The organism is Exiguobacterium sp. SH3S1 (assembly GCF_004337105.1).
Taxonomy (GTDB): domain Bacteria; phylum Bacillota; class Bacilli; order Exiguobacteriales; family Exiguobacteriaceae; genus Exiguobacterium; species Exiguobacterium aurantiacum_A.
On record NZ_SJUW01000005.1, the window covers coordinates 54,538 to 81,537 of the forward strand.

The 27,000-nt window shown below is 54.9% G+C and carries 25 protein-coding genes; 7 read left to right on the top strand and 18 right to left on the bottom strand.

The features are described 5' to 3' along the window. The first annotated feature begins 70 nt into the window (after nucleotides 1-70). The 4 genes from EVJ26_RS07065 (at nucleotide 71) to EVJ26_RS07080 (ending at nucleotide 3,560) form a co-directional block, all read left to right on the top strand. Nucleotides 71-1,282 carry an argininosuccinate synthase gene (locus EVJ26_RS07065; protein ID WP_070327175.1) on the top strand — a complete coding sequence of 404 codons (1,212 nt, stop codon included), beginning with the start codon at nucleotides 71-73 and terminating at the stop codon, nucleotides 1,280-1,282. Then, the gene (argH, locus tag EVJ26_RS07070) at nucleotides 1,275-2,660 is read left to right on the top strand and encodes an argininosuccinate lyase (RefSeq protein WP_131458719.1); all 1,386 of its coding nucleotides are present in this window, start codon (nucleotides 1,275-1,277) and stop codon (nucleotides 2,658-2,660) included. The genes EVJ26_RS07065 and argH overlap by 8 nt, the downstream gene beginning before the upstream one ends. 110 nt (nucleotides 2,661-2,770) lie before the next feature. Continuing rightward, nucleotides 2,771-3,301, top strand: a complete 531-nt coding sequence (locus EVJ26_RS07075) for a biotin transporter BioY (protein WP_131470165.1) — start codon at nucleotides 2,771-2,773, stop codon at nucleotides 3,299-3,301. A gap of 64 nt (nucleotides 3,302-3,365) precedes the next feature. Next, nucleotides 3,366-3,560 carry a hypothetical protein gene (locus EVJ26_RS07080; protein ID WP_131458717.1) on the top strand — a complete coding sequence of 65 codons (195 nt, stop codon included), beginning with the start codon at nucleotides 3,366-3,368 and terminating at the stop codon, nucleotides 3,558-3,560. A gap of 28 nt (nucleotides 3,561-3,588) precedes the next feature. Here EVJ26_RS07080 and EVJ26_RS07085 read toward each other — a convergent pair whose 3' ends face one another. From EVJ26_RS07085 to EVJ26_RS07115, 7 genes are all read right to left on the bottom strand, one after another. Continuing rightward, nucleotides 3,589-4,440, bottom strand: coding sequence for a sulfite exporter TauE/SafE family protein (locus EVJ26_RS07085; protein ID WP_236635525.1), 852 nt, complete (start codon nucleotides 4,438-4,440; stop codon nucleotides 3,589-3,591). Nucleotides 4,441-4,526: 86 nt separating this feature from the next. Beyond that, nucleotides 4,527-4,883, bottom strand: coding sequence for a hypothetical protein (locus EVJ26_RS07090; RefSeq protein ID WP_070327172.1), 357 nt, complete (start codon nucleotides 4,881-4,883; stop codon nucleotides 4,527-4,529). 225 nt (nucleotides 4,884-5,108) lie between these two features. After that, nucleotides 5,109-5,519, bottom strand: a complete 411-nt coding sequence (locus tag EVJ26_RS07095) for a WapI family immunity protein (protein WP_070327171.1) — start codon at nucleotides 5,517-5,519, stop codon at nucleotides 5,109-5,111. A gap of 91 nt (nucleotides 5,520-5,610) precedes the next feature. Then, on the bottom strand, nucleotides 5,611-6,498 hold the full coding sequence (locus EVJ26_RS07100) for an alpha/beta hydrolase (protein WP_131470166.1): 888 nt from the start codon (nucleotides 6,496-6,498) through the stop codon (nucleotides 5,611-5,613). Nucleotides 6,499-6,539: 41 nt separating this feature from the next. Beyond that, nucleotides 6,540-7,322 carry an AAC(3) family N-acetyltransferase gene (locus tag EVJ26_RS07105; RefSeq protein WP_201738342.1) on the bottom strand — a complete coding sequence of 261 codons (783 nt, stop codon included), beginning with the start codon at nucleotides 7,320-7,322 and terminating at the stop codon, nucleotides 6,540-6,542. 5 nt (nucleotides 7,323-7,327) lie between these two features. Then, entirely contained in the window at nucleotides 7,328-10,339 is a 3,012-nt protein-coding gene (locus EVJ26_RS07110) for an AAA family ATPase (protein WP_131470167.1), read from the bottom strand. Then, entirely contained in the window at nucleotides 10,336-11,442 is a 1,107-nt protein-coding gene (locus EVJ26_RS07115) for an exonuclease SbcCD subunit D (RefSeq protein WP_131467928.1), read from the bottom strand. The genes EVJ26_RS07110 and EVJ26_RS07115 overlap by 4 nt, the downstream gene beginning before the upstream one ends. A 105-nt stretch (nucleotides 11,443-11,547) precedes the next feature. On the opposite strand from EVJ26_RS07115, the gene EVJ26_RS07120 reads away from it, so the two are divergent. Genes EVJ26_RS07120 through EVJ26_RS07130 form a run of 3 tightly spaced genes read left to right on the top strand, consistent with a single transcriptional unit; the run spans nucleotide 11,548 to nucleotide 14,429 of the window. After that, nucleotides 11,548-13,281, top strand: a complete 1,734-nt coding sequence (locus EVJ26_RS07120) for an ABC transporter ATP-binding protein (protein ID WP_131467926.1) — start codon at nucleotides 11,548-11,550, stop codon at nucleotides 13,279-13,281. Further along, entirely contained in the window at nucleotides 13,278-14,150 is an 873-nt protein-coding gene (locus tag EVJ26_RS07125; RefSeq protein WP_131467924.1) for an NAD(P)-dependent oxidoreductase, read from the top strand. Before EVJ26_RS07120 ends, EVJ26_RS07125 begins: the two co-directional genes overlap by 4 nt. 42 nt (nucleotides 14,151-14,192) lie before the next feature. Continuing rightward, on the top strand, nucleotides 14,193-14,429 hold the full coding sequence (locus tag EVJ26_RS07130) for a DUF2188 domain-containing protein (protein WP_131470168.1): 237 nt from the start codon (nucleotides 14,193-14,195) through the stop codon (nucleotides 14,427-14,429). 22 nt (nucleotides 14,430-14,451) lie between these two features. Here the strand turns inward: EVJ26_RS07130 and EVJ26_RS07135 are convergent, their stop codons facing one another. The 11 genes from EVJ26_RS07135 to acnA all read right to left on the bottom strand — a co-directional run bounded on the left by EVJ26_RS07135 (nucleotide 14,452) and on the right by acnA (nucleotide 26,985). Then, nucleotides 14,452-15,099 carry a DUF975 family protein gene (locus tag EVJ26_RS07135; RefSeq protein ID WP_131439712.1) on the bottom strand — a complete coding sequence of 216 codons (648 nt, stop codon included), beginning with the start codon at nucleotides 15,097-15,099 and terminating at the stop codon, nucleotides 14,452-14,454. A gap of 59 nt (nucleotides 15,100-15,158) precedes the next feature. Further along, on the bottom strand, nucleotides 15,159-15,821 hold the full coding sequence (locus EVJ26_RS07140; protein WP_131458709.1) for a copper homeostasis protein CutC: 663 nt from the start codon (nucleotides 15,819-15,821) through the stop codon (nucleotides 15,159-15,161). Between the two features lie 18 nt (nucleotides 15,822-15,839). Beyond that, nucleotides 15,840-16,610 (bottom strand): DeoR/GlpR family DNA-binding transcription regulator, encoded by a 771-nt coding sequence (locus tag EVJ26_RS07145; protein ID WP_131458708.1) that lies wholly within the window; start codon nucleotides 16,608-16,610, stop codon nucleotides 15,840-15,842. A 226-nt stretch (nucleotides 16,611-16,836) separates the two neighbouring features. Next, nucleotides 16,837-17,451 carry a glycerol-3-phosphate 1-O-acyltransferase PlsY gene (gene plsY, locus EVJ26_RS07150; protein ID WP_370250774.1) on the bottom strand — a complete coding sequence of 205 codons (615 nt, stop codon included), beginning with the start codon at nucleotides 17,449-17,451 and terminating at the stop codon, nucleotides 16,837-16,839. A gap of 11 nt (nucleotides 17,452-17,462) precedes the next feature. Further along, entirely contained in the window at nucleotides 17,463-18,347 is an 885-nt protein-coding gene (locus tag EVJ26_RS07155; protein ID WP_236634060.1) for a M15 family metallopeptidase, read from the bottom strand. A gap of 76 nt (nucleotides 18,348-18,423) precedes the next feature. Then, nucleotides 18,424-18,843 (bottom strand): acyl-CoA thioesterase, encoded by a 420-nt coding sequence (locus EVJ26_RS07160; RefSeq protein ID WP_070327159.1) that lies wholly within the window; start codon nucleotides 18,841-18,843, stop codon nucleotides 18,424-18,426. Between the two features lie 30 nt (nucleotides 18,844-18,873). Beyond that, nucleotides 18,874-21,135 carry an AAA family ATPase gene (locus EVJ26_RS07165; protein WP_131458706.1) on the bottom strand — a complete coding sequence of 754 codons (2,262 nt, stop codon included), beginning with the start codon at nucleotides 21,133-21,135 and terminating at the stop codon, nucleotides 18,874-18,876. Nucleotides 21,136-21,192: 57 nt separating this feature from the next. After that, nucleotides 21,193-21,879 carry a hypothetical protein gene (locus EVJ26_RS07170; protein WP_131458705.1) on the bottom strand — a complete coding sequence of 229 codons (687 nt, stop codon included), beginning with the start codon at nucleotides 21,877-21,879 and terminating at the stop codon, nucleotides 21,193-21,195. Between the two features lie 103 nt (nucleotides 21,880-21,982). Further along, complete coding sequence (locus EVJ26_RS07175) at nucleotides 21,983-23,548, bottom strand: BCCT family transporter (protein ID WP_131470169.1); 1,566 nt, start codon at nucleotides 23,546-23,548, stop codon at nucleotides 21,983-21,985. 127 nt (nucleotides 23,549-23,675) lie between these two features. After that, nucleotides 23,676-24,164 (bottom strand): DUF3939 domain-containing protein, encoded by a 489-nt coding sequence (locus tag EVJ26_RS07180; RefSeq protein ID WP_083273944.1) that lies wholly within the window; start codon nucleotides 24,162-24,164, stop codon nucleotides 23,676-23,678. 106 nt (nucleotides 24,165-24,270) lie between these two features. Next, nucleotides 24,271-26,985, bottom strand: a complete 2,715-nt coding sequence (gene acnA / locus EVJ26_RS07185) for an aconitate hydratase AcnA (protein WP_131458806.1) — start codon at nucleotides 26,983-26,985, stop codon at nucleotides 24,271-24,273. Between the last annotated feature and the right edge of the window lie 15 nt (nucleotides 26,986-27,000).

Genomic DNA, 27,000 nt, shown 5'->3' on the forward strand with positions numbered 1-27,000 from the left:
CAGCATCCTTTAATGTAAGTTGTATATTTATAAAAACAGATGAATAATTATGTATAAGGGGTGCAACGAAATGAAACAAAAACTCGTATTAGCTTATTCAGGTGGATTGGATACTTCGGTCGCCATCAAATGGTTGAACGAACAAGGGTATGACGTCATCGCTTGTTGTTTGAACGTCGGGGAAGGCAAAAATTTGGAGCATATCCAACAGAAAGCGCTCAAGGTCGGCGCCGTCAAATCAGTCGTCATCGATGCCGTTGATGAGTTCGTCAATGACTTCGCCCGTTACTCGATGCAGGCTCACACGATGTACGAAGGTGTCTATCCGCTCGTCTCCGCCTTATCACGGCCGCTCATCTCGAAAAAGCTAGTCGAGGTCGCACAAGCCGAAGGAGCCGTCGCTGTCGCTCACGGCTGTACCGGCAAAGGCAACGATCAAGTCCGGTTCGAAGTATCGATCCACGCGCTCGACCCGTCGCTCGAGATCATCGCACCGGTCCGGGAATGGAAATGGTCGCGGGAAGAAGAGATCGCCTACGCCGCCAAACACGATATCCCGATTCCGATCGTGCAAGCAGAACCGTTCTCGATCGACCAAAATATTTGGGGTCGTGCCGTCGAGTGTGGCATCCTCGAAGACCCGTGGGCCGCTCCGCCAGCAAGCGCCTATGAATTGACGGCGCCGCTCGAGGATACGCCGCATGAACCGACGTACGTCGAGATCGAATTCAAACAAGGCGTCCCGGTCGCCCTCGATGGGAAACCAGCGACGTTCACGTCGATCCTTGAACAATTGAACATCGCCGCCGGCGCCCACGGGATTGGCAAGATCGATCATATCGAGAACCGGGTCGTCGGTATCAAGTCGCGTGAAGTGTATGAGGCACCTGGGGCGATGACGTTGATCACGGCACACCACGCGCTCGAGGCGTTGACGCTCGTTCGTGAAGTCGCCCATTTCAAGCCGATCGTCGAACAAAAATTGACCGAGACGATCTATAATGGCCTGTGGTATTCACCGCTCACGAAAGCACTCCTCGCTTTCATCGATGAGACACAACAGACGGTGACCGGAACGGTGCGGATGAAACTGTTCAAAGGTCAAGCCATCGTCGACGGACGGAAGTCGCCAATCTCGCTCTATGATGAACAACTTGCCACGTACACGTCAGCCGATACGTTCGACCAACAGGCTGCCGTCGGCTTCATCAAACTTTGGGGCCTACCGACAAAAGTCCAGGCCGAAGTGTTAGCCGAGAAAGGATTGATGCCCCATGAGTAAACTATGGGGGGGACGGTTCGAGCAGACAGCGAGCGAATGGGTCGACGAGTTCGGTGCCTCGATCCATTTCGACGCCCAGCTCGTGCTAGAAGATATCGAAGGGAGCATCGCCCATGTGACGATGCTCGGGGACCAGCACATTTTAACCGCTGACGAGTCCGAACAGATCATCGGCGGTCTGAACACCCTCGCTGAGAAAGCACAAGCCGGCGAGCTGTCGTTCAGCGTGTTCCATGAAGACATCCACATGAACCTCGAGTCGTTACTTCGCGAGGAAATCGGTCCGGTCGCCGGGAAGATGCATACGGCGCGCAGTCGAAACGACCAAGTCGCGACCGACATGCACCTATATTTGAAGCGTCGCGTCGGTGAGACGATCGAAGGCATTGAAGCACTACAGACGGCGCTCTATAACCATGCGGCAAACAACGTCGAGACGATCATGCCTGGCTACACGCACTTGCAACGGGCGCAACCGGTCTCGCTCGCCCACCATTTGCTCGCTTATTTTTGGATGCTCGACCGTGACAAGGAACGCTTCAGTGACAGTTTGAAACGGATCGATATGAGTCCGCTCGGTGCCGGCGCGCTCGCCGGGACGACGTTCCCGATCGACCGCCATCGGTCGGCCGAGCTGCTCGGTTTCAGCCGGGTCTATCCGAACAGCCTCGACGCCGTCAGCGACCGTGATTTCATTTTAGAATATTTGTCGAACGCGTCACTCCTGATGATGCACTTGTCCCGGTTTTGTGAGGAACTGATTTTGTGGAGCAGCGAAGAATTTAAATTCATCACGATCTCAGACGTGTTCTCGACTGGTTCGAGCATGATGCCGCAAAAGAAAAACCCCGACATGGCCGAGCTCGTCCGCGGCAAATCGGGTCGCGTCATCGGTAACCTGATGGGTCTACTCACGATCATGAAAGGTCTGCCGCTCGCTTACAACAAGGACTTGCAAGAAGATAAGGAAGGTATGTTCGACACGGTCAAGACACTTCAAGGTAGTTTGAGCATCATGACCGGCATGATTCAAGACATGACGTTCCACGCCGAGACGATGAAACAAGCGACCGAGCGCGATTTTTCGAACGCGACCGAGCTCGCCGACTACTTGACCGCGAAAGGACTGGCGTTCCGCGAGGCCCACGAAGTGACGGGTACGCTCGTCCGCTACTGTATCGAGCAGCGCCTCTACTTGTCAGAGCTTCCTTTAGAGACGTATCAAACCCACTCCACTTTGATCGGGACTGACGTCTACGAGGCACTCTCACCGGTCACGGCCGTCAAACGCCGGAATAGCTACGGCGGGACCGGCTTCGATGCGGTACGGACGCAACTTACGGAAGCGGCCACCAAACTTCATCAACCAACGAGTTGACACGAAAGCACCTGGCCACTCATGACCAGGTGCTCATTTTATGCTTGCCAACGTAAATCACTAGATGTTAACCTATATATAGTCAACGTTAACAGAAAAGAGGTTTACATATGAAGATTCATGATTTGACACAAGTGGCCATCGGTGCCGCATTGCTGGCTAGTATCGGTTCTGTCGCCATCCCGATTGGACCCGTCCCGATCACGCTGCAAATGCTCGGCATCATGACGATCGGCGCCATTCTCGGTGCGAAAAAAGGCGGACTCGCCGTCGTCGTCTATCTACTTCTCGGAATGATCGGTCTCCCGGTGCTCAGCGGTTCCGGCGGCTTGGCCCCGTTCGTCGGCCCGACGGTCGGTTATTTGATCGCGTTCCCGCTTGCCGCTTACTTGATCGGGTGGTTGTCAGAACGATATCGCTCTTTCCCCGCCCTTATCGCCTACAACCTGTTGATCGGTCTCGGCTTCGTCTATCTCATCGGCAGCCTCGGCCTCCAAGCCGTATTCGGTCTATCGTTTATCGATGCGCTTAAAGTGAACATCCCGTTCATCTTCGGCGACGTCATTAAAGCGGTGCTCGCCGCAGCCATCGCCGTCAAAGTCTCGGCAAATTCGCAAGTCCGACATTTACTTGCTTCGTGAGTGTTCAAACGTTTCGCCTTCTCCCTTATGTGGAACTTATATAGTATGGAAGGGGGGTGTCCTTATGAGCGATTCAACGTTTAAAAAACGCTTGATGAAAGCGACCCATCTCCATCGCTCCACAAAAGGACCAAAGCGCGGCAAAGATGAATCGCGTCATGAGAAACGCGACACAGAGGCGTTCGAACGACGACTCCGTGAAGCGAAGAGCAAAGTCGGCGAAATCCAAGAGAACATTGATCATATTTCTAGACGCTAAAACCCCGTCCACGGACGGGGTTTTGTTGTCATTTCTTTCGTCGCGGCCGGATGAACAGTGCGACGATGAACGAAAGCGCCAGGACGACGAGCAGTCCGAGAGAGATGTCATTGAAGCCGAGCAAGTTGAGGGCGACGCTGATGGCGACGGCGACGTAAAATCCGCCGAGCGCTTTCTTGACGAGCTGCGAACTGAACCGCTGCAACTGCTTCGCACCGATCGGCGAACCGATCATCGCACCGGCAATAAGCGCCAAACCGTGCCAATAGTTCGTATCGGCACCGGCGACCGCGTAATTGATCACGCCCGAGACGACGATGAGGAACGCCGCGGCGATACTCGTCCCGACGGCCCGTTTCATCTCGGTGTTGAGCAGCTTGACTTGGAGCGGGGTCAACACGAACCCGCCGCTGACGCCCATGAGTGACGAGATGAATCCGCCGAACAGACCGATAAAACCGAGTCGTGGCACCGATTCCGATCCGATACTTCCCTCCTCATGTTGCTTCGAACGGAAAAACGAGACGGCGAAGTATGTGAGTAGCGCGATGTAGGCGAGCGAGATGACCGGCTTCGCACCGTCGAGCGTCTCTAAGTAAAAGACGAGCGGCGTCGCCACCCACGTCCCGACGACCCCGAACGCTCCAATCAAGAGGGCGTGTTTTGGATTGACGTTCTTCAGTTTGAGATGTGAAATCGTCCCGGCCGTCGTCGACCCGAGCGTCAGCATCAAGCTGAGCGCGATGGCCGCACTCGCTTCATATCCGAAGACGAGTAAGAGCGGCGTGAGTAAGATACCGCCTCCGATGCCGAAGAATCCGCTCAAAATCCCGATGAGCGTACCGAGCAGTAGAAACGATAGTAATGCCATTACATCCATGGTAGTCCCTTCCTTCTTTCCTTTTCATAACTAATCATATCAAAAAAGGAGCGCTTCATGCGCCCCTAGAATTAACTTTGAATCGATTACGGATACAAGTCTTCATCCTGTAAGTAACCAATATACAAGTCCTGAAGATATCCTTCCGTATCGACATCATCGAGTAATAATGTCGCTTCAATGTCTGATCCATTCAATCCCGAGCTACCGTCAATCAATCCGAAGATGTGTGAGACCGTGTCCACCATCACGACTTCAATCATATGCATCATCAACCGTTGTTGCTCTGCATTCATCTGTTGATACATGTGAATCGCTTGACTGTATAAATCATCATCTGAAGAAGATAGTTCTTCTTCGTACATTTCCTTATACATGTGAAGACCTTCCTGCACGACAGTCTCATACACAGCCTTCACGAATAGTTCAGTCTTTTCACTCATCTGTACATCTTCCCCTCTTACACCTCGAATATCGAAGCGCGTATTCCTCTCATATCGTCCATCATGCTTCAGCAATCACTTTTCTTAACAATACCGTTCACGTGCCTCAGCCCGTCGCTTAACGTATTGGAGGTCATCGACAGCATGCATTAGTCTGAAATAAGTTCCATTCTCATCTGCTTCAGTCTCATCCCAGTCAAAAGCATAAATCGCTTTATGATTCACTTATGGCAAAAACGGCGGAGGCAATATTTCAGTCATCTCTTGCTCCAACTGTCTATAGAACTGTTCCATCTCCTCTTTCGGGAAGAAGAATGCATCCACCCGCTTCGGTCCAATCCTGGCCCAGAACGTCCATTTATACAAGTCGTCCGCTTTACGTTCAATCCTCAATACGAAATACGGTTCAATCGGATCGAGTAAACACTTGTCCGAGGTGCCATCTAACAATTTCCTCATATGAAACAAAAGATCTTGGAACTCCGATTTGAGGAGCAACGAGCCATAAAACTTGAAGATGAATAGCTGTTCTACCTCGATCGTGAACAAGGAAGCGATGAACACGTCTTCCCCTTTTTCTGAATACTTTCTTGGGAACAGTTCAATCGTTACGTCCTCATGTTGAATCTTCGCCATATGCCACTCCAATCGGTTTCACTTTACCTATCGACACCGCGCCAATGACCGTTCTTACGACAAGAGTCCAGGTTTCGCTGGACTCTTTTGATTACAGTACCCGCTCTAAAAAGTCGAACAGTTTTTGACGGTACTCCGTCTGGAATGATTCGTGTGACGCCACGTGTCCGTCACTGTCGGTCACCCAGAGCTCGATCCCGTCATTTTTCTCCACCAACTGCTCACTTTCAGACACTGGGATGGCGTCGTCGCCTTTCCCGTGAATGAGCAGGATCGGGGCCTCAATTTGAGCGACATCGTCAATCGGCTTCACGATATCCGCGTCAAGGCCAGTGAACCACGGCGTCACGGTCATGATGACCGGTGTGAACGGGAAGTTCGGCAAATCGCTCCATATCGGCAGATTCGTCTCGAGATAACCGCGAAGATCGCTAAACGGACTGTCGGCGATGACGGCCGCGACGGCCGTCTCATCGGCTGTCGCGAGTGCCGTCGCCGCTCCCATCGATACGCCGTATAGGACGATCGGTCCATCCGTTCGCTCATTCGCAAAATCGATGGCCGCCATCAGGTCCGTCTGTTCTTTCGCCCCGACCGTCACGCGATCTCCTTCCGAGATGCCCGAGCCACGAAAATCAAACGTCAAAAACTGGTAGCCTTGCTCATGGAACTCAGGGATGAGTTCTTTCAGCGGCAAGTCGGACTGCTCGCGGTTTTTCCCATAACCGTGGGCGAAGACGATCGTCGCCCGTGGCGTCGGATGAGGGATCCACCAACCGTACAGGTCGCTGTCGTCCTCTGCCTGGATCGTCACGTTCTCATATTTGATGCCGAGCGCCTTTGGCGTGAACGTCAACGTCTCCCGCACCGGCGACGTCAATTGGTCGCCGATATGGGCCGAGATGCCGACGACGGCCAACATGGCGACGATCACCACGACACTTACCGCAATTCCTATATATTTTCCCCATCGACTCATCGCCCGACTCTCCTTCATCTTCAAAATATTGCCCGATCGTTTCATCGGAGCCAGCTCCGTAACGCGATCAAGGCGTGTTGCACCGGCTCCCATGTCGACGCCGGGATCAAGTAACACGTTGCTTCATGGATCACGAACGTCTTGACGTCCGCCCGCTTGACGATGTTCTCCCCGATGGCACCGAACGGGTCGCTGTTGACGTCCGTATGTTCGAACGTCTTCCACACCCGCTCGCCATTCTCGTATAAGGCGCAACCGAACTGCTTCACCGGTCCGTCGATCCCATATTCGGCATAATGCCATAACGTCGTCGCATCGAGCGGCGACCCGAGATGGAGGATACGAGCGTCTCGTTCGATCATTTTTTCGATCGGTGACCCTGGTCCGAATCCGATATCGGTCGTGTGATTCGCGACCAGTTGCTCGGCGTCACGACCCCAGGCCGCGACCGACCACATCGGATGCTCGCTCCGGTGTACGTCCGGATACGTCCGGAACAGCTCGGGGACGCGGCCCATGCCGCGAGTCGCCGTTTTCCGTTGATCAAAAGCAGGCATCTCGGCTCGGATTTCGTCCCACCACTCGCTTGGGACGGGCGGCGCCTCCCATTCGGCCGGGTCCGAGTTGTCCCCACTTTGAGTCGCCATCATGATGAGCCCGGTCGGCCCGACGACGTCTTGTAACGCTTCGATCACCGCCTCCGGTCCGCCGCAAACCCACCCGAGCTTGGATAACGAGCTGTGCACGAATAATGATTCCCCCGACTTGATGCCGCTCTCGCGCAACCGGGCGACCAAACTTGATCTTGTTTCCATATGTTTCATCGGTTTCACTCCACAACGAGCTGGATCGTCGACCCGCTTCTTGATTTTTTCACTTCGATCCGCGCATCGACGCGGTCTTTCAACTCTTGGACGTGGCTGATGACACCGACGAGACGTCCGCTCGACTGCAGCGACATCAACAGTTCGATCGCCTGGTCGAGCGATTCGGCGTCGAGCGTCCCGAATCCTTCGTCGATGAGCATCGTCTCGAGGCTGACACCACCGCTCAGTTGCTGGACGACCTCGGCCAACCCGAGCGCGAGGGCGAGCGAGGCTTTGAACCCTTCCCCGCCCGACAAGTTTTGGACGCGCCGGGATTGTCCCGTATAGGCGTCAAAGACCAATAGTTCGAGTCCAGATTTTGCGTTCCCTTTCGCCGTCTCGACTTTTCGCTCGAGTTGGAACTGCCCACTCGTCATCAGATCAAGATGAATGTTGGCCGCATGTAAAATCTGATCGAAGAACGCGGTCTGCACATACGTCTCGAACGTCAGTTTCTGTGGGTTCAAACCACGACCCGTGTCGGCGATCAGTTTGACCGTCTCGAGATTGCGTTGCTCGTCTGCGGTCTGGTCTCGAAGCCGGTCCCATTCCGAAATGACATGGCGATGGCGCTTCAATTGGCTGTCCGCAGTGACGAGTTGTTCCGCCAATGCGTCGAGACTTGCCTGCGCTGTCGTCAGTCGGTCGTTTAACAGAACGAGATCCGGTTTGACCGCATCACCGATCTTGTCGGTCAATGCGTTGAAGCCATGTTCGAGGCGGATCCCGTCTGCCTGTTCTTCCGCGAGTTGTTCTTGCAACGACGACACCGTGTCGATCTGTTCGACGTGTGTCAAAAAGACGTCACGGCTCAATTCGTTTTTCGCTAGCGACTTCTCGAGCTCGGTCTCGGTCTGGTCAAAACGTTTCTGCTCGAGGTCGAGCCGTTCGTTCAGAAGCCGCAAACGTTCTGCTTCGGTCCACTTCAAGCGTGTCACGTCCTCGAGTTCGCGTTCATACTGCGCGATAACTTGCTGCAGCCGGTCGAGCCGCGTCGATTGCGCGTCACGTTCGGCTTGCAGTTGTTGAAGCGAGGCCGCATCCGGTTGCCGCATCACTTGCAGCCGTTCTTGGACGGCTTGCAACCGCTCGAGCAATTGCTGCCGTCGCTCCGTCAGTTCGCGTTTCTCTTTCTCTAATCGTTTTAGTTCTGTCATGACCGTGCGGTACGTACGTTCCGCTTGAGCACGCGCCCGCTCTTCATCTCGAAGCGAACGGATGAGTCGCTCTTGCAGAGCGGTCGCCTCTTGAACCGACCCGGACAAGTCGAGTGCCTGTCTTGACGATTCGAGTTCGCCTCGGACTTCTTCGGCCTGTTGCTTCAACGCCCGGTAGTCCGCTCTCGCCTCGTGCAAGGCCGCCTCATATTGTTTCAGCATCTCCGTCGCGGCGACGAGCTCGCCTTGGTCACTCGTCACCTCGTGCGACGCGACCGTCCCATGTGTCCGCGATCCACATACGGGACAAGGCTCACCGTCGACGAGCGTCACACTGAGCTTCTGTGCCCATAACGCCTGCTCTTCATGCATGAACTGCTCGACGATATCCGACTGGGCCTTGTGACGCCGTTGCGCTTCCTTGCCGTTGCGCTCACACGATGCGAGCCGCTCCGTTACAGCTTGAAATCTTGCTTCGAGTTGCGTGTGTGCCGTGAGCCGGTCATACTTTCGTTCAGCTTCGACGAGACGGTTCGGTGTCGTTTCCTGTGCGAGCTCTGCTGACAACACCTCTTCCTGCCGTCTCAGTTCGGTTAAACGAGAATCGTCCTTGAAGACAGCGAGTTGGTCGGTCAAGCGTTTCAACTCGTCTCGCTCTGTCACGGCGGTCTGCCATTCGTCAACGAACGGAAGCATGTCATCGATGGCTTTCAGACGGGCGGTGATCGTCTCGACTTCTTGCTTCGAAGTCGCGATGCGCTCCGTCTTGGCGTGGAGCTCGTCTAGTTTGCTCGCGTATTGTGTCAACCGTGTTTGAACACCGTCGATGTCATGATTTAGCCGTTCGATATCTTGTCGATTCGCCAAGTAGCGATCGTATAACGGCCGGACACGGCTTGACGCCTCCAACCGTTCAATCAATCGGCGGCGCTCCATCCGATCGGCTTCACCCGATTTGTAGCGTTCAAGGGCGCGTGCCTGCTCGTCACGTTCGACGAACAAACGGACGAGCGCGTTCGCCTGTTCGAGTTCGCTCCGTATCGCATCGACCCGTTTCGATTGTACGTCCCGTTCGCCTCGTAACGACTCGGTCGCCGTCAGCAGGCGCTCTTCTCTGGCCTCGAGCCAGTCCTGAATCTCCGGCAAGTTACGCTCGGCGACGGTTTCGATGTCATCGTCTTCAAGTTCAAGCAGCTTCAAGCGTGTCGTCTCGGTCGCCCACTCGACTTGTTTCCGATACTTGCCATACCGCTCGACCCAATTCTCTTGAAACGCTCGATACGCCTCGGTCTTAAAGATCGACTGGAGGATCTGTTGTTTCTTCATCGAGTCCGAGTCGAGTAGTTGGCGGAACTGGTTTTGCGGGAGCAGCAGGATTTGGCTGAACTGCTCATAATCAAGTTGCAGCAACGATTCGATCTGCTGCTCGACATCCCCGACTTTCGTCGCCAGCGGTTTCCAGCTGTCCGCCCATTCATAGAGGACCGCCTCATGCGGGATCGGTGTCTTATTTTTCGGGTGCGGTTGTTGGGGCTGGCGGACGATCCGGTACCGTTCCTCACGAATCGTGAACGAGAAATCAATCTCCGTCTTTCGTTCCGGTTCGGCGTATTGGCTTCTAAAATCGCTGGCGTTCCGGAGGGCACCGCTCGCCCGTCCATACAAGGCGAACGTCATCGCATCAAAAATCGTCGTCTTGCCGGCGCCGGTTCGTCCACTGATGACGAACATCGAGCGCCCTTCAAGCTGTGTGAAGTCGATCTGTTCTGTCTCGGCGTAAGGACCGAATGCGGTGATCGTCAATCGTTCAGGTCTCATATCGGTCCATCTCCTTCCACGAATCGTCGTACCGTCTCATCGGCGTCTCGGCCATGGACAGCTTTATAGAACTCCATATAGACGTCCTCGATTGACTGCCGTTCGAGCGTCTCACGCTCGAAGCGGGACGTCTCGTCTTGGCGGCGCAACAGTTCAAGCTCGAGATGCAAGATGTTCGGATAGACGGTCCGCAGTTTCGCCATCGGGTCGAATAAGGCAGACTCGTCGGTCAAGACGATTTTCAAGTAATCATCCGTTTTCTCGTCTTGATAGAACACCGGATCGAGTAGTTCATTCAACGTGCCCGTCAAGATGCGCAAGTCGCGTCTTGCTTGAAGCGGACGACGTCGGCGCGTCCATCCTCCGTCCCATTCGATGACGTCGACCGATTTCACGTGGTTCGCCTCAGAGAATGAATATTTCATGAGCGAACCGCTATAGGCGATCTTGTCGTCGCGGAGCGCGTCGCGGTTATGGAGATGGCCGAGCGCCGTATAACCGAACGGTTCGTATAGTCCTTTGGCGACTTGTCCGGCCGTGCCGACCGACAGTTGCCGCTCAGAGTCGGTCTCGAGACCGCCGGCGACGAAGCTGTGGCCGACCCCGACCGCTCGGGCATCGATGGAACCGAACGATTCGACGACGGCCGTGAGCGCGTCGTGATGGGTCCGGATCGTCTCGTCTTGCAGCGTGTAGCGGATCCGGGCCGGTTCTAAAAACGGCATCAAGTAAAACGGGATGCCCGCGACGATGATCGGTCCCGCACCCGGCTCATACTTCCCGACGATATGGAGCCCGACTTTCGTCAACAGTTTCGAACTATATTGGAGCCGTTCGGCCGAATCGTGGTTGCCGGCGATTGCGAGCACGGGGATGTTCCGCTCGAGCACGAGCGCTTGCCACATCTCGTCAAGCAAATCGACTGCTTCAACCGGGGGAACGGACCGGTCGTATAGGTCTCCCGCGACGACGATTGCGTCCGGCTTCTCCTCGTCGACAATCTGTAAAAACGATTCAAATAAAATGATGCGTTGATCTTCTGTCATATGGCGGCCGTGGACGATTTTTCCTAAATGCCAATCGGCCGTATGTATCCATTTCATTCGTCCTCACCTCTCTTCCCATTCTAGCATTTTTCACCGCAACGATTCGACGTCTTGACACTTGTTTTCGAAACAGCGAAAGTTAATAGGAAAGGGGGACGTTCGATGGAGTCCACAACTACTTGGCAAGCTTTCCTTCGCTTGTTCCGAGTCGCCAAACCGCCGAAACAATTGTTTATCGGTGCCGTATTGATTTCTTTAGTCCAAGCGATGGCGGCCCTCGCCATCCCGCTCATTTTGCAACGTGTCGTCGACAATTGGAGCGAGGCCGTGCTCGATGCCCGGCTCGTCGCCATTTTTGTCGTCGCTTTTCTCGTTCAAGTCGTCTCGAGCGCCATTTCCATCTATTGGCTACATATCGTCGGACAACGCGTCGTCGCCAATCTCCGGACGACGTTATGGGAGCACCTCGTCGCGTTGCCGATCCCGTTCTATGACGGTGTCAAATCGGGGGACCTCGTCTCACGCCTGAACAGCGATACGACGACGCTGCAACAGCTGTTGTCGGAACAGAGCGTCCGCCTGCTCACTTCGTTCGTATCGGTCATCGGGGCCGTCGGTATCTTGTTCACGCTCGACTGGCAGATGACGCTCGTCATCTTGTTCTCGGTCCCGACGACGCTCGTGATCGTCATCCCGCTCGGCCGCAAACTTAGAACGATCGCCAAGAAGACGCAACACGAACTTGGCGGGTTGTCTGGATTTTTCGCCGAGCTGCTCGGTGAGATCCGGCTCGTCAAATCACAGGCGACCGAACGTGAGGAAGTAGCCGAAGGGAGCCGGCGGATTGAACGCTTGTTCGATTACGGTGTGAAAGAAGGACGGATTCAAGCGATCTTGATCCCACTCTTGAACGTCACGCTGACGGCGATGCTGATCGCCATCCTCGGTTTCGGGGCGTACCGTGTCTCGACCGGGGCGTTATCGACCGGGGCGCTGCTCGCTTTCATGCTCTACTTGTTCCAAATCATCACCCCGCTCATCACGATGACAGAATTTATCACGCGCCTGCAAAAGGCTCGCGGCGCGACCGAGCGCATCTCTGAACTGCTCGCGGTCGAACCGGAACGTTACGCCGCTGCCACGGAACACATCCAACAGTCGACACTGACGTTCGAGGACGTCACGTTCCGCTACGATGAGCAACCAGTCATCGATGCCATCTCGATGACCGTGCCGTTCGGGGCGACGACCGCGATCGTCGGACGGAGCGGCGCCGGCAAGACGACGCTGTTCGCGCTCGTCGAACAGTTTTACGTTCCATCGTCGGGGCGCATCCTGTACGGCGACCGCGACATCGATTCGTACGGCCGCGACAATTGGCGGCAAGTCATCGGTTATGTCGCCCAAGACTCACCCGTCCTCTCGGGAACGGTCCGCCAAAACATCTTGTACGGCCTGAAGCGTGACGCGACCGAGACCGAGATTAAAAACGCCTGTGAGATGGCGAACGCTTGGTCGTTCATCGATACGATGCCGAACGGGCTCGAGACCGAGATCGGTGAACGCGGTGTCCGTTTATCGGGTGGCCAACGGCAACGGCTCGCCATCGCCCGGGCGCTGCTCCGTGACCCCCAAATCTTGTTGCTCGATGAAGCGACGTCGAGCCTTGATTCAGAGTCCGAGCGTGTCGTCCAAGAGGCGCTCGACCGGCTCATGCGGGGACGGACGACGCTCGTCATCGCCCACCGCCTCTCGACCGTCCAACACGCCGATCAAATTATCGTCCTTGAGAACGGAGGGATCAGCGGGCTCGGCACGCACAAGACGCTGCTTCAAGACAACAAATTATATGAACGGCTCGTTAAACAGCAACTACTAGGAGGAAATCAACCATGAAGACAATCGGATTTATCGGACTCGGCGTCATGGGTCAATCGATGGTCAGAAACTTAATGAAGGCAGGCTATACCGTCCAAGCGTACACGCGGACGAAAGACAAGGCCGCCGACCTGCTCGCAGAAGGCGTGGCGTGGTGTGACTCCATCGAAGCGGCGTGTCAAAACGCCGATGCGGTCATCACGATCGTCGGCTATCCGTCAGACGTCGAAAGCATCTATTTCGGTAAAGGGATGATTCTCGACTCCGCCGAACCCGGCACACTCGTCATCGACATGACGACGTCGTCACCGAAGCTCGCCGAACGAATCGCTGAGGCCGCGATCGACCGCAGCCTGCTCCCGCTCGACGCCCCGGTCACGGGCGGCGATGTCGGCGCCAAGAACGGGACGCTATCGATTCTCGTCGGCGGTGGCGAATTCGCGTTCACGAAAGCAATGCCGCTGTTTGAAGCGATGGGGCAAGCGATCGAACGGATGGGATACGCCGGGAGCGGCCAGTACGCCAAACTCGCCAACCAGATTGCGATCGCAGGCATCATGATGGGCAACGCCGAACTACTCGCCTTCACGAAGCGTGCCGGTCTCGACCCCGATCAATTGCGCCAGACGATCCGTGGCGGCGCGGCCGGCAGTTGGACGCTCGAGAACCTGGTACCTCGCATGATCGTCGAAGATTATTCGCCAGGCTTCTTCATCAAACACTTCATCAAGGACATGGCGCTCGCCCTCGAGAGCGCGAAAGAGTTAGGTGTCAAACTGCCAAGCCTCGAGCTCGCATACCGACTCTATTCGATTTTAGAAGAGAACGGATACGGTGAGAACGGGACGCAGGCGCTCATCGAATACTATATGAATCAAGACGTTTGAATCGACGTTGTTGTGGAATTAGTAGTACAGAAGGGAGTGATCATGATGCCTTGGAATATGAAAGATTATCCAGAGTCACTGAAAAACTTCGACCCGCTCGTCAAAAAGAAAGCGATCGATATCGCCAACGCCCTCATAGCTCAAGGGTATTCCGATCAAAAAGCGATACCGATCGCGACAGAACAGGCTAAAAAGTGGCATGAACATGCGACGAATGAAGAGAGACAAGACTTTAAGGACGCTCCCGATCCACAGAAGTCAGATCGGCACGAATCATAAAAAAACCACGGTCGGCTGAGATTCAGCCGGCCGTGGTTTCGTTTGCTTGTTTTTCTGCTTTGATTTCGAGGTAGAGCCCGCCGAGCGCCGTATGAAGATACGGCTGGACGAAGATATAGGCGATTCCGCCTGTCATGAGGACAAGCACGTACCAACCGATAAAGCTTGCATACAGCCTGAGCATGATCTGTTTTTTCCCGCGCATGAGGCGTCGGCTCTCACGCATCGCCGTGAACGCCGTCAGTTCAGGTTGATCGCGAAGGATGAACGGGACCATTCGATACGTCAAGTAAAACCAAACGCCCGGGACGATCAAGAAGAGCATGAGCACGTTCAACCCAAGATAGAACACGGCGTAATACGTGACGGCACGGACGTAGTCTTTAACGGATCCGAACGACTCGAGCAAAAGACCGAACCTTGGTTTTTCCGCTTTGGCGATGTCGAGGAAGATCCAGTTTCGTCCCATCTCGAGCGGGGCGAGCAAGACGGTCGCACCGTACAAGAGACCGATCGAGACGAGCATGACGGACGGGTCCGTCGATGACAAATCGAGTTGCGTCGTGATCATCGCTTGAACGAGCATCGTCGAGAGCACGGCAAGGAGTGAGATCCCCCAGTTTCCGGACAACATCCGGAGCGCAAATTGTTTATAGACTGCTGATTGCATGACGTCACCTTCATTATCGTTTTTTTCATTATAGCAAAAAAACAGTCATCCGACTGTTTTTAGCGTTTCATTTGCTCGAGCAGGTTTTGAAATTTCGCCTCGTCGAGTCTCCCGTCCGTCCGAACGCCGTTGCCGACATGGACGAAAGGAACATCGAGCCGGGCGACGAGTTGAGCGACGTTGTCCGCCGTGATCCCGGCTCCAGGCAGTATCGTCATCGTCGCCGCGTCCCGCATCGCTTCGAGACGTTCGATCCCTTCGAGGGCCGTCACCGCTCCCCCGGACGTCAAAATTTGATCGACTTCCGGAAATCCGTTCAACACGTCCACTGCTTGAACGAGATCAGCCGCCTCGTCGATCGCCCGGTGAAACGTGAGCGCCATGTCGCCTTTATGCTTGATGACCTCGCCGAGCAGCCGTTCATCGATTCGTCCGTCTTCCGTCAATGCACCGAAGACGATCCCGTCGGCCCCGAGCTCACGGCATAGCCCGACATCCGCCAAAATCGTCTCACTATCATCTTCGCTGTAGACGAACGAGTCGGTATGCGGCCGGATCATGACGTGGACAGGGACCGTGACGTTCTCCAATACGTTACGGATCGTCCCGAAGCTCGGGGTCGTCCCACCGGCACGCATATCGGCAATCAGTTCGAGCCGATTCGCCCCATATCGTGCCGCTGCTTTCGCTTCGTTTAACGTCGTGACGATGACTTCGATCATAAATGACTCCTCCTTTAGTTATGGAGCGAAACGCCATTCGACTTCGTGTTCGGCCAACGCTCGCTTCCAATCGGTCGGTTCTGGAAAATCTGAGATGATCGTCGTCACCGTCGAGAAGTCGGAGACACGATATCGTCTCTGTTGATTGAACTGGGTGTGGTCGGCGAGTAGATAACACATACGGCTCTGCGTCATGACGGCTTGCGTCACGGTCGACAGCCCATGGGCGTCACACGTCAGCCCGAGCGTCGCATCGACCCCTTCGACAGACAAAATCGCCATATCGAACACGTACGCTTTCAGTTGTTGAAGCACTTGTTCGCCGACGGTAACGAGATGTTTCGGGTCGATCGTACCCCCGAGCAATTGGATATCGCCCGTGAACACACCTTTGGCCCGCTGCTCGAATAGCGCTTTCGCAACCATGAGTGAAGGCGTGACGACCGTCAAGTTTCGCCCGCGGAGCCTTGACGCGACTTGCTCGGGGGCGACACCATGCCCGATGTAGAGTAGCATGTCGTCTTCGACGAGTTGAAACGCCGTATAGGCGATGCGACGAATCCCGTCCATGTTCGAAATCGTCATCGGTTGGAACGAGACGCTTTGATGCAAGACGGCTCCCCCGTATACCCGTTTGATGCGATGTTCTTTCTCAAGCTCTTCTAAGTAGCGGCGAATCGACTCCCCCGAGACGTTCAACCGTTCGATCAGTTCACTCGTCTTCACTTTACCTTCCCGCTCGATCCACTCGACAATCTTTTGTTTACGTTCTTCTCCAATTAACGACACAAGCCTGCCTCCTCCGCAAAAATCGCTTCCTCTTCTATTTTAGCGAACGGATGTAAATTTAACGTAAACTGAAAGTAAAGAACGGGCAAATCCAACACTTTTTTCATTCTTTTTAGCAAAAATCCACGGAAATCCACAACAATTGGTCGGTCGTTCGAAATCGTTTCGTCGCAAACGCTAAAAAACCGAACGGAACCTGCTAGACAGGTTCCGTTCGGTAACATCTTTATTTTTTCTTTTGGAACAGCGGCACTTTCGGTTCGGTGCCCGCGCGGATCCGTTGCCAGTTCGTGCGGTGCTTGATGATGATGAACGAGGCGAGCGGTACGATGACGATGAGTGGCAACCAATCTTTTGTGATGACACTATACGTCACGACCGTCACGAGTCCGACGGCTGACGCCGCCATCGATGAGAGCGACACCATCCTCGAGATGAGGAGCGCCACGATAAACGTCCCGACGACGACGAAGAAGAACCACGGGAACGCCGCGAGTAAGATCCCGGCGCTCGTCGCGACCGATTTTCCGCCTTTGAACTTGGCAAAGATCGGGTACGAATGGCCGATGATGGCTGGAATCCCTGCGAGCAAGAGACTCATGTCGCTCCCGAACAGGAGCGGCAACAGCGCCGCAACCAACCCTTTGCCTATATCTCCTAATAATACGAGCGTCCCCGCTTTTTTTCCGAGCACGCGGAACGTGTTCGTCGTCCCTAAGTTCCCGCTCCCATGCTCCCGCACGTCGACTCGATAGCCGAGCTTTCCGACGATGAGCGCGAACGGGATCGAGCCGAGCAAATAGCTGACGATGATGATTATCACTTCTGTCATATAAGGCATCGCAATTCCCCTTAGTCCATTAATTGCTCGAGGTAGCGCTCGAACGGAACGTTCGTTTTATGAACGTTCGTCGCATGGTCTACCCCGATATATCGTAAGTGCCACGGTTCATACATATAACCGGTTTCCGTTTCGTATGCACGTTGGTAACGGACGATAAAACCGTATTTGTGTGCATTATCAGCAAGCCACTTGCCCTCTGTCGTCTGTTCAAGCTCTTGCGTCAGTTGATAACCGACTGACGCGCTCGAGACGTCGATCGCGAGCCCTGTCTGATGCTCTGAGTGTCCCGGAGGCGCCGAGTACTTCATGGCCTGCTCCTTGCCGTCACGCGCGACGTAGGCGTTGAACAACTGCACTTGATACGCATACGTCCGAAACGCGCTCGTCCCTTTCAAGTCAATCCCGGCCGCTTTCGCGTCCTTCATGAGTGACTCGATGGCACGGGCCGCTTCTTTACGCAACATTCTACGCTCACCGGTCGCCGAATCGACGAAATCGATGTTCGCCGTCACCAAATCAGCCGGTTGATAATCACTCGGCAAGGCAATCTGTTTATTGACGAGGACGAGTGCGTCCAACTCAAGGTTTGCTTGCCCGTTCAATTCAATCGGTTGACTCGGCTCTGCCGGCTCGGCCACTGGTTCTTCCTCGGCCGGCGGCTCTGGTTCGGTCGCCGGTTGTTCGTCCTTGTCCGTTTCGGCCGGCTCTTCCGCTTCCGGAGCCGGCTCTGCCGGTGCTGTCTCGTTATCAGTCGGCGTTTCCGCCGGCTTCTCCGTGTCAGACACGGTCGGTTGTTCTATCGGTTCGTTCGGATCAGCTTGTTCGCTTGTCGTACATCCCACTAACGTGAGCGTCAAGGCGCAGCACACCATCAACACAGATGGTTTTCGCATGCGATCTTCCCCTTTCTTCATACAAAAAAATACCGTCAAGATATGATACCACACTGACGGTACAAAGGAACGACTGTTATTGAACCGGGCTCAAGACTTTCAAATACATATCGTGCCATGCCGGGAATTCCCGGTCGAGCCGGATCGGCTTGAAATCGCCGCGCTTCACGACGACATGCGTCGTCTTCGCCGTCCCGACCAAATCATTGTTTTGATCGGTCAACTCGTACCCGTAGACAGTACGGATCTTCGAATAACTGTCGACCCAGACGCGCACGTTGACCGTGTCCCCGAACGTGACGCTCTTCTTATAGTCGACCGTCACGTTCGTCACCGGCGACACGAACCCGGCCTGTTCCATGTCTTTATATTCCACTCCGAGTTGTCGTAACAACTCGGTTCTCGCGATCTCAAGGTAGACTAAATAATTCGCATGATAGACGATCCCCATCATGTCCGTCTCTTGGTATCGTACAGGAATCTGAATCGTATGCATCAAATCGCCCTCTTTTCAGTCTACAGTATATTATAACTTACTCTTAATATCTACTACTAAAATCTGATTTAACTCGCTATCCTCGGCGTTCTCGGCGATGAGCCGGTACGATTGCCGGGCGATCGCCTCATCGACGAGCGACAGCGCCGTCCGTGCGTTCGGTTTATCTGCATGCTTCAGTCGTTCGGCCAGCGCAGCTTCGACACCGTCCCCGAACGCATAACCAAACTTCTCGGCATAGCTGTTCGCGATTTGGGAAAGTTGCGCGAGTGAATAGTCGTCGAACTGAATCGTTCGCTTGATCCGACTGCTCAGTCCCGGGTTCGAATCGATCAACCGGCGCATCGGCGCCTCATAGCCCGCCAAGATGACGACGAGGTTCTCCCCGTGCTTCGGCATCTCGTCGACGAGCGTATCGATCGCTTCGCGTCCGTAGTCGTTCGGACCGCCGTTCAAACTGTACGCCTCATCGATCAGCAATACCCCGCCGAGCGCGTCGCGGATGGCTGCTTTCGTCTTTTGGGCCGTCTGCCCGACGTAGCCGCTGACGAGGTCGGCACGGCTGACGACTTTCAAATGTCCCCGTTTCAAGTAGCCCGTCTTCTTCAACAACTGAGCGTACACGTGCGCGAACGTCGTCTTGCCGGTACCGCTGTTGCCGACGAGCGCGGCGTGAAGTTGGACCGGAGCCGTCTTCAGCCCGAGCTCGCGCCGCCGTCTTTGAATCGTGATCAGTGCCTCGATCTCCTGAAGCTGTCGTTTCGCTTCTTCCATCCCGATCATGTCATCGAGCGTCGGAGCCGTGCCGTCTTCGCTCGTCGCCTCTTCAAAATCGAGCTCTGTCAACAAAGCCATCTCGTCGAGCGGGGCGTCGGCACCGAAACGAGATCCTTTTTTGAACATCGCATCGAGCAAGATGTTATGGACGGTCCGGGCGTTCCCAAACGTCGCATCGACTCGTTCCCGGTCAATCCGGGCGATGAGGGCGCGCTTGGCATCGGTCGTCAGCACATAGTTGTTCTCTTCGGCCACTTTCTCACCGATCGCGACGAGCTCTTCGTCGCTGTAGTTCGGCAGCTCGTAATGGTTCGATTCAGGGAACCGCGACCTGAGTCCTGGGTTCGCGAGTAAGAAGTGGCGCATCTCTTCCGGATAACCGGCCAGGATGACGACGAACTTCCCGGCATATTCTCCACTCGTCATCGCGGCGACGAGTGTGTCGATTGCCGCCTGCCCGTAATCGCTCCCGCTCGCATCTTGCCGTTTGAGCGCGTATGCCTCATCGATGAACAAGACGCCCCCTTCGGCTTCCTTGACTTTATTCATGACTTGTTCTTCCGTCTGGCCGACGAAGGCACCGACAAGGCTCGAGCGGTCTGCCTCGATGACATCGGGTCGTCCGAGAAGACCGAGCTCGAAATAGATCTCGGCCATGAGCCGGGCGAGCGTCGTCTTGCCGGTACCGGGGTTCCCTGTGAAGACGAGATGGAGCGATGGTTGATGTTTCGACGAGAAACCGGCCTTGTCCCGTTCTTTTTGGAACAACAAGAACCGATACCATGCTTTCACCCGCTGCTTCACTTCCGTTAGACCGATCATCGACTCGAGCGACTCGATCGCACTCGAGCGGACCTCCCGCGGACGTTCTGGCAACAGCTCGCAAATCGCCTCGATCCGTTGTTTGACGAGACCGACCCGCTCACCGAAACGACGGAACGCCTCCCGGCTGAAGTAGTTGCCTTGCATCGACGCGAGCAGCGACGCGGTGTCATCTTCGAGTGACGCGACTTCTTGCATCGCTTCGATGACGACCTCGAACAAACGCTCCAATTGATCTTTGAACTCGGAGTCCCGCAGATCTGACTTGGCCCGTTCGATTTCGTCGTGTAACCGATCGAGCTGATCGAGCAGTTCGGACGTCTTCGCTTCGTACTCGGTCAAAATTTGGACTTTCATCGAGGCGTAGTCGGCTTCGCGAAGAGTCGGCCAGTCGACATGGAGCGATTGTCTGAAGCGGCGCAACTTCTCATTCAGTTGGCTGACTCTCAGTTCGGCCGGTAAGGCGCCGAGCGACTCGAGTTCCTTCACCCAGCGATTGAGAAGCGGATCGATCGTTTGGTTGTGCTGCAACCGTCTCGTCGAGAGCAGTGTCAACGTCCGGATCAACTCGTCGTTATGCTCTGTCGCACGCGACCAGTGGGCATAGGACAAGAGCGCCGCTTCATCGACCTTGTCGCCTTGTTCCCACCGTTCCAAGTCATGCTGAACTTGTTCCAAATGGATCTGTTTCATAAAGTTCTCCCTTTCAGACGACAAAGGAGCCGACGTCTCAGTCTGCTCCTCGTCGGGTTATAGTGCTTCAAAAGAAGTCATGCGAATCGAGTGGAACAAGTTCCCGTTGTTGCGTGACTCGGCAGCGAGCAGGATCCGTTCGTTCACATCGACGTAATACGTCACTGCTTCCTCATTTTCGCCTTCGTCGAAGATCGATGGGTATTTCTCGACCCACTCCGCAGGTACCGCCTCGGCGGATTCCGTTTTGACGAACGCCTGAGCTGTCCGACCGATGATATTGACGTCTCCTTCACCCGTACCTAGCGTCCCGTCATCAAGCCACTTGCGAATCTGTTCGTTCGTCGCCCGCGACAAGAACGGATGGGGTGCGACTGCACCCGAACTCGTCTCTTGACTGTTCGTTTCGTCGCCTTCCGGATTGAACTCACGGTACATCGTGCCATCCCATTCGGCCCGGGCACCGGCGTTCGGTCCCGATACGACCTCGGATACGAAATGTCCGTTCTCATCGTACGTGACGAGGTAGTTGCGTACTTCGAGCGTCTCCCCGTCTGCCGGCAACTTCTTCTCTTCATAGCCGATTTCGACGGACGTGTAGAACGGTTCGGTCCGGTTCTCACGACCGTTGTCGTCATCATTCAAGTTGGTGACCAAATAAAAATTATAAGCGAGCAGAGCGCCGACGATGAGGATGCCGGCAAAAATAATCCAACTGAGCTGCTTTTTCACTTCTCGTTTCATAACATGCCCTCCCAATATTCTTCACTTACTATCCTACACTAGCGAGGGTGCCATGCAAAACATTTACAACTAAAAAAAGGGCCTCGACTGAGACCCCTTAATGTTATCCAAGTTTATCTTCATCACGCTTATAGCTTTCAATCCACTTATCCCGTTCGTCCGGTTCATCGGCCAAGTCCTTGAACAAGGCGACTATCATCAGAATCAGCACGAAGATGAACGGGAAGGCGACAAGGATCGCAACGGCTTGAAGCGCGCCGAGACCACCCGCGTACAAGAGCACGGCTGCGATCGATGATTGGATGAAGCCCCAAATCAACTTGATCCGCATCGGCGGGATGAGTTTCCCTCCTGTCGTCAGCATCCCGAGCACATATGTTGCCGAGTCGGCTGAAGTGATGAAGAACGTCGAGATCAAGAAGATGGCGACGATGCTGAGCACCGTCCCGAATCCACCGAACGTCTCGAACAAGGCGAACAGTCCGACTTCCGTTCCAACCTCGTTGACTGTGTCGATCAAGTTCGCCCCACCGAACAAGTCAGCCCAAATGGCCGATCCGCCGAAGACAGAGAACCAAAGCAGTCCGAACGACGTTGGCACGAGCAAGATTCCGATGAGGAACTCGCGAATCGTCCGACCTTTTGAGACACGGGCGATAAACGTCCCGACGAACGGTGACCATGAGATCCACCACGCCCAGTAGAAGATCGTCCAGCCGTTGATCCACTCACGCTCGACCGGTTCAAAAGCACCCGTACGGAAGCTCGTCGTCGGCAATTGTTGCAAGTACGTCCCGATCGTCTGCGTGAACAAGTCGAGGATGAACGCGCTCGGTCCGGCGATGAGCGTCGCGACTAGCAAGACGACGGCGAGGAAGATGTTCGTGTTACTGAGAATGCGAATCCCTTTATCGAGCCCGGTCGAAGCGCTGAGCATATACAGCACCGTCACGACAGCGATGATGATCAACTGCGTCGAGAACGCGTTCGGTACGCCCGGAATTAAATAGTGAAGCCCACCAGCAATCTGTTTGGCACCAAACCCGAGCGACGTCGCGACCCCGAATACTGTCGCGACGACGGCCAAAATGTCGACCGTCTGTTTGACCGGACGTTCATAGCGGTCGTTGACGAGTGAACCGATCGTCTCCCCGATTGTCGCCGGACGCCCTTTGCGGAACGTCGAGTAGGCGATGGCGAGAGCGATCATCGCGTAAATCGCCCATGGGTGGAAGCCCCAATGGAAGAAGGCGTAACGCATCGCCGTGCGCGCATTCCCTTCCGGCGTCAGCGATTCGAATGGTGGCGCGTGGAAGTGAAGCAACGGTTCCGCCGCTCCCCAGAAGATGAGACCAATTCCCATCCCGGCGCTGAACAGCATGGCGAACCATGTTAAATATCCAAAATCCGGTCGGTCTGTATCTTTTCCGAGTCGGATCGACCCGAAGCGCGAAAAGATTAAAAAAATCGCGACGAGTAAAATGCCGGTCGCGCTGAGCAGGTAGAACCAGCCCATCCCGTTCGAGAGCAAACCTTGCAGTTTCGTCGTCACGTTGATCAAGCTTGTGTTTCCGAGCCAACGCTCAGGGAAGATTCCCCAAATCGTAAAGAGGACCGTAATGATGGCTGATACGATAAATACGGTCGTCACTCGACTTTCTCTTTCCATAATCTCACTCCTATTTAATTCTCTTATTTTCATATACGTTTTCCACCCTAACACAGTTTACAATCTCGGCACAACCCGAAAACGTGTTCGCTCGTGTCACGATGAAAAAAGTGACGATGTAATCTCGTCACTCGGTCGGCTTCGGTTCTAACGATACAATCAACGTCTCATCGACGACATAATAGGGTCGTTTCGGCAACACTTTCAAATAGCCGCCTTCACGCAGACGTGTCAAATCAAGTTGCGCCGACTGTTGGAATTTGCGTAACGGTAACTTTTTTTCTTGTTCGAAATATAAGTCGAGCGCCCGCTGCACCTGGTCCATCTCATAGACGACGTCACGTTCGTCCTCCGGGGCGATGTGGAACGTCTCTTTTGACATGTAAAACCGCTGTCTTGGCTTGCCTGGCAAATGACGTTTCAAGCGTCCAAGGTCGATTTCTTGGGACTCGTCCAACAGTACCGTCCGGTTGACCCCTTTCGGCAATGTCTGTTCGTACTCATGGATGGCTTCCCGCAGTTGCGGCAACGTGATATCGACTTCTTGCTCCACTACTTCTTCTTTTTGCGTCAGACGCTGCCACCAATTTTTTCCTGACCTTGTTTGTCGTTCCATACACTCCCCCCTCTCCCCGTTCCTTTCCCGATATCTGTTATCCTCTCACCTTATATTCGCACATTCACGAAAAAAACCTTCCTTTTTTCAAAGGAAGGTCTGACGCTTACTTCAATTTGTTACGGAGGACCATCTGGAGGATCCCGCCGTGACGGTAGTAGTCGATCTCAATTTCCGAGTCGAAGCGGGCGACGACTTTGAACGCTGTCACCGTGCCATTTTCATGCGTGGCCGTGACGTTCAAAATATCGCGCGGACGTACCGACTCATCGACTTGGATATCAAGTGCCTCTTCGCCTGTCAGTCCGAGTGATTCCGCAGACTCCCCGTCCATGAACTGGAGCGGTAACACACCCATCATGACGAGGTTTGAACGGTGAATCCGTTCGAAACTTTGGGCGATGACGGCACGAATGCCGAGCAGGTTCGTACCTTTGGCTGCCCAGTCACGCGACGAGCCCATGCCGTAGTCGTTTCCGGCGAGCACGATCAAACCTGTGCCTTGCTCTTTATATTTCATAGCCGCATCATACATCGGCATGATCTCACCTGTCGGCCAGTACGTCGTGTATCCGCCTTCTGTGCCAGGCGCGACTTGGTTACGGATGCGAATGTTCGCGAACGTACCGCGCATCATCACTTCGTGGTTACCACGACGCGACCCGTATGAGTTGAAGTCGAGCGGTGCGACGCCTTTCGACTGCAGGTATTGCCCAGCTGGTGTCGTCTTCGAGAACGCTCCTGCCGGCGAGATGTGGTCAGTCGTCACCGAATCGGCGAACTTCCCGATGACACGAAGACCATTGAGTGGGAGCACTACGCCCGCTTCCGGTTCGAGGTTTTCGAAGAACGGCGGGTTTTGGATGTACGTCGAATCGTCCGAGAAGTCGTACAAGTTACCTTCTGGGACGGCGAGTGCGTTCCAACGTTCGTTGCCTGTGAACACCGTGTCGTACTCTTTACGGAACGCTTCCGGCGAGACGACGTCTTGAACGACCATCTTGATCTCATCGTTTGACGGCCAGATGTCTTTGAAGAAGACTTCGTTGCCGTCTTTATCCGTCCCGAATGATTCGTTCATGATGTCGAAGTTGACCGATCCTGCGAGCGCGTAAGCGACGACGAGTGGCGGTGACGCCAAGAAGTTCGCTTTGACGAGCGGATGGACGCGGCCTTCGAAGTTACGGTTACCCGAGAGCACGGACGACACGAGCAAGTCGTTCGACGTGATCGTCTCTTCGACTTCGCGGTCGAGCGGCCCAGAGTTCCCGATACATGTCGTACAGCCGTAACCGACCGTGTTGAACCCGAGCTGGTCGAGGTACGTCGTGAGTCCGGCTTTATCGAGGTAGTCAGTAACGACTTTCGAGCCCGGGGCGAGCGACGTCTTCACGTATTTCGGTACTGTGAGTCCACGCTCGACGGCTTTCTTGGCCACGAGGCCAGCGCCGACCATGACGTAAGGGTTCGACGTGTTCGTACAGCTCGTGATCGCCGCGATCGCGACGTCACCCGTCTGCATGTCGACCGGTCCATCCTCATAATGGATGGCAGCTTTCTTGTCGAGCTCGGCACGGTCGAGACCGAAGCCGCTGTGCCCGGCCGGTGCGCTCAAGCTGTCGATGAACGCCGTATGCAAGTCAGACAAGTTGATGCGATCTTGCGGACGTTTCGGGCCTGCGAGTGAAGGTTCTACTTTAGACAAGTCGAGTGTGAGCGTCTTTGTGAACGCCGGATCGGCTTGATCAGGTGTGTAAAACATGTCGTTCGCTTTTGAGTACGCCTCGACGAGGTCGATCAACTCTTCTGAGCGTCCTGTCGTACGCATGTAGTTCAACGTTTCCGTATCGACCGGGAAGAAGCCGCAAGTCGCCCCGTACTCAGGCGCCATGTTGGCGATCGTCGCCCGGTCAGAGAGCGGCATCGTGTGGAGTGACGGTCCGAAGAACTCGACGAACTTACCGACGACTTTCTCGTTACGGAGCATCTCGGTCACGACGAGCGCGACGTCTGTCGCTGTGACACCTGGGTTGACCTCACCGATGATTTTGACGCCGACGACGTCTGGTACCGGGAAGTATGACGGTTGTCCGAGCATGCTCGCTTCGGCTTCGATTCCGCCGACGCCCCAGCCGAGGACACCGAGTCCGTTGATCATGGTTGTGTGCGAATCCGTTCCGACGAGTGAATCTGGATACGCGACATTACCTGTCCCATCATTCTTTTCAAGCACGACCGACGCCAAGTACTCGAGGTTGACTTGGTGGACGATTCCCGTCGCCGGTGGTACGGCACGGTAGTTGTCAAACGCCGTCTGAGCCCAACGCAAGAATTTGTAACGCTCTTCGTTCCGCTCGAACTCGATGTCCATGTTTTTCATGAGCGCGCCGGCGAATCCGTAGGCATCGACTTGGACCGAGTGGTCGACGACGAGATCGACCGGGATTTCCGGGTTGATCTTGTTCGGGTCGCCACCAAGGTCAGCCATCGCTTTACGAAGTGAAGCGAGGTCGACGACCGTCGGGACACCCGTGAAATCTTGCAAGACGACGCGAGCCGGTTTGAACGGTACGTCAATGTCTTTCGAGACGCCGGCAGTACCCCATTTTGCCAAGTTCTCGACATGTTCCTTCGTGATGGCACGGCCGTCTTGTTGACGCAAAACCGACTCGAGCAAGACACGAATCGAGTACGGGAGGCGACTGAGTTCCGTCACCCCTTCTTCCTCTAACTTTTTAAGCCGGTAATAATCGTACGCTTGTCCGTTGACCTCGAACTGTGTCCGAGATGAAAAAGCGTCTACTACGTTCGTCTGTTCCATACAATTTCCCCCTTT